Below are 3587 nucleotides of genomic sequence, written 5' to 3'. Positions count from 1 at the left end.
GAGAACAGCCGTTTTTTTGATCATCCGGCCGCCTGTATGGAAGCGGGCTTCCGGCCGTGTCAGCGCTGCCGTCCGCTGGATTTTTATCGTGGCAAGGAACCGGTCGTCGCCAAATTGCTGGATTGTCTGGATGCCCGACCGGATCATTTCTGGTGCGAAGATGACCTCATCGCCATGCAACTTGATCCTTCCACAGTGCGCCGTGCTTTCAAACGCCATCTGGGTATGACTTTTCTGGATATGGCACGACTGCGCCGCAAAGCACGCGGGCTTGAAAGCATTGCTGCCGGTCATTCGGTCATCGATGCACAGCTTGAGGCCGGTTATGATTCCGGCAGCGGTTTTCGCGAAGCCATTACGCAGCTGATCGGTGATACGCCTGCCCAGCTGAAAGGCCGGGATCTGCTGAAAGCCGACTGGCTGGAAACACCGATCGGCTCCATGCTGGCCGTAGCCGACCAGCATCATCTGCATTTGCTGGAGTTCTTTGAGCGTAAAGGCCTGCCCAATGAGCTGAAAAAACTGCGTCTCTACACCAAATCATCCATCAGCTTTGGTCGCCTTGCACCAATTGATCAGATTGAAGCAGAGCTGAAACTCTATTTCACCGGTGGTTTTACCGGTTTTAAAACACCACTGGCGCTCTATGCTCCGGCCTTTACCCGCTCGGTCTGGGATGTATTGCAGGAAATTCCGCTGGGTGAAACCCGCTCCTATGCCGAGCTGGCAGAGCTGACCGGACGCCCTGATGCCATACGTGCCGTGGCCAATGCCAATGGCGCTAATCAGCTGTCAATTATTATCCCGTGTCATCGTACCATCGGCTCGGACGGATCACTCACGGGATATGGCGGCGGTCTATGGCGCAAACGCTGGCTGCTTGAGCACGAAAAGCGCATGGCTGCCCGTTCCGCCGCCTGAATAGTTTAAAAGCCTGTATGGGTTTTCAGGAATTCGGTTTCTTCCGGCGTATTTTTGCGGCCGAGTACGGCATTGCGATGCGGAAACCGGCCGAATTCCTCGACAATATCACGATGCTCTCTGGCAAAGCCGAGAGCAAAATCATTGCCGAGCGCTTTATAAAGCTTCACGCATTGCTCCTGATCTTCAATCACTTCGCTATGCATCAGCGGCAGATAGAAAAACTGCCGTGCTTTCTCATCCACAGCCATGTCATAATCATGCTCCAGCGCATATTTTGACAGTGCACAGGCAAGCGGATCACTCGCAAAAGCCTTAGGATCACCGCGGAACATATTGCGCGGAAACTGATCAAAAATAATAGTCAGAGCCAAAGCGCTTTTGGCATCATTCTTCCAATGCGCAAGATCACCTTCCACGGCCTGCTCATATACCGCGCTGAAACGCTGTTTGATTTGCTGGTCAAGATCATCAGAACGAACAAACCAATGCGCTTCCGTCGCATCAGAAAACCAGAAATCCAGAATATCCTGCGGGGTCACCTGCACCATAGATCATCTCTCCTGTCTTATTCTCATACATATACATAGAGCAAATCTCCGAGCTTACCAGCTTCAGAAATTTTACTTATGCAAACCAACAAAAAAGGAGCCGCAAGCGGCTCCTTTTACAAATCATCTTCATGAAACAATCAGGAAGAAAACTCTTTGTCTTTATGAGCGAGAATGGCCAGCAAAGTAATTGCCGCCGCAGCCAGCAAATACAGACCAACATAGCTAAGGCTGTAGGTTGTAGCCAGCCATGTCGCAATATATGGCGCCAGCGAAGCACCGAAAATACTGGCCATGTTAAAGGTCATGGAAGCACCGGTATAACGCACGGCAGTCGGGAACGGCGAAGCCAGCGCCGCACCGATCGGACCATAGGTCATGCCCATCAGCGCGAAACCGATGATCGAGCACATCACAGCGCCGACAACACCGGCACCCAGCAGTGGTGCCATGAACAGGCCGAACACACCAATACCGACTGTGGTGAGGATCATGATGAAGCGGCGTCCGAAACGGTCAGACAACAGACCGGAAACCGGAATCAACAGACCAAAGAACACAACGCCAACCATCTGAATGAACAGGAATTGCTCACGGGAATAGCCCATGCCTGCCTGTTCAACCGGACGTGTTGCCCATGACAGCATGAATACGGTCATCAGATAGAACAGCACAAAGGTTGCCAGCGCGGAGAAAGTTCCGAGAACCAGCGCACGCTTGTGATGTTTGAAGACTGCTGCCAGCGGCACCTGAACGCGCTCCTGCTTATCCATTGCCTTCTGGAATTCAGGTGTTTCGGTGATCTTGATACGAACATAAAGACCAACCGCAACCAGCAGGATCGAACCGACAAACGGAATACGCCAGCCCCAGCTCATGAACTGCTCATTGCTCAGTGTGGCACCGAGAATAATGAATGTACCGGCAGAGAGAATAAAGCCGATCGGCGCACCAAGCTGCGGGAACATTGCATACCATGAACGCTTGCCTTCCGGCGCGTTTTCGGTTGCCAGCAACACCGCCCCGCCCCATTCACCGCCAAGGCCAAGTCCCTGACCGAAACGGCACAGTGCCAGCAACAGCGGCGCAACCACACCGATTTGTGCATAGGTTGGCAACAAGCCGATGATAACGGTCGAAAGACCCATGGTCATCAGCGCGGCAACCAATGTTGCCTTACGGCCGATTTTGTCACCGAAATGGCCGAAAACCATGGCACCAAACGGACGGGCAAAGAAAGCAATCGAGAATGTAGCAAAAGATTGCAACATGGCCGAAGTCGGATCACTGGCCGGAAAGAACACAGCCGGAAACACCAGAACGGCAGCCGTTGCATAAACATAAAAATCGAAAAATTCGATTGTTGTTCCCACGAGGCTGGCAAACAGCACACGCGCGGGCGAATTCAAGGCCGGAGCTGCCTGACCGTTTTTACCGGCAACAGCACTCCGGGGGGCACCGGAAACACTCATTTTTTTATCCTGTTTGCGCAAGTTTACGAGTGTAAAATCCGATCCCGCAGACCTGCTGAAATATCGACGCAGAACAGCCGTTTAAAAAGAAAAGGACTGACCTGAATTATGCACCACCGACACCGAAAACCGGAATCCGGCGCATTCTGATCGCAATGGTCTATCCGATTAAAAGCAAGAAAACTATCAAAAATATCAGGGTTTCTTTTTAAAATTGCGCAAAATGCACGTTTATTTTGCAGTTCGCCATGTCATATGCATTTTCGCGCAATAGTCTGATAACGACATTTCAATCCGGCCATGCAAATGATGCGAACGAGTGCCGGACTTATCACAAATGCGTTGCACAACAGTCATGCGCTGTTCATTGAAATTGCAGAGAATGCGGCAGTCCTGTTTTTCGGAGATTACGGTCATGCATCCGCCCTCGGAAAATACCAATCGCAGAAAACAACCGCCACCGGTCAGATCAAGCAATAATAATTGCTCATCCGCTATCTGGTTTCCGCGCTGGATACCGCACAACACAAAAAGAGCGCTGCCCGTCAATGCGCCGGTCAACCGCGTCTGGTAACCAGAGCGCCGTGCGTCCTGTCGGGCGCACAAAGTTCGCTCTAACACTTTTAAATTATGCTCTGGCACT

The 3587-nt window shown here is 51.7% G+C and carries 4 protein-coding genes; 2 read left to right on the top strand and 2 right to left on the bottom strand.

The genetic code is table 11. The features are described from left to right. Positions 1-921: bifunctional transcriptional activator/DNA repair enzyme AdaA (locus tag A918_RS22405; RefSeq protein ID WP_022711024.1), on the top strand; the 921-nt coding region annotated here is incomplete at its 5' end. A 5-nt stretch (positions 922-926) separates the two neighbouring features. Here A918_RS22405 and A918_RS0110505 read toward each other — a convergent pair. Continuing rightward, positions 927-1469, bottom strand: a complete 543-nt coding sequence (locus tag A918_RS0110505) for a DUF924 family protein (RefSeq protein WP_028233655.1) — start codon at positions 1467-1469, stop codon at positions 927-929. A gap of 143 nt (positions 1470-1612) precedes the next feature. Beyond that, positions 1613-2944 carry an MFS transporter gene (locus tag A918_RS0110500; RefSeq protein ID WP_022711022.1) on the bottom strand — a complete coding sequence of 444 codons (1332 nt, stop codon included), beginning with the start codon at positions 2942-2944 and terminating at the stop codon, positions 1613-1615. A 306-nt stretch (positions 2945-3250) separates the two neighbouring features. Here A918_RS0110500 and A918_RS21805 point away from each other — a divergent pair, with 306 nt between their 5' ends. Then, positions 3251-3424 (top strand): hypothetical protein, encoded by a 174-nt coding sequence (locus A918_RS21805; protein ID WP_156831422.1) that lies wholly within the window; start codon positions 3251-3253, stop codon positions 3422-3424. The last annotated feature ends 163 nt before the right edge of the window (positions 3425-3587 follow it).

It is taken from the genome of Pseudochrobactrum sp. AO18b, from assembly GCF_000409565.1.
GTDB classification, from domain to species: Bacteria; Pseudomonadota; Alphaproteobacteria; order Rhizobiales; family Rhizobiaceae; genus Pseudochrobactrum; species Pseudochrobactrum saccharolyticum.
The sequence above is the reverse complement of the archived record's forward strand: the minus strand, read 5'-3'. Positions and strand labels throughout refer to the sequence as shown.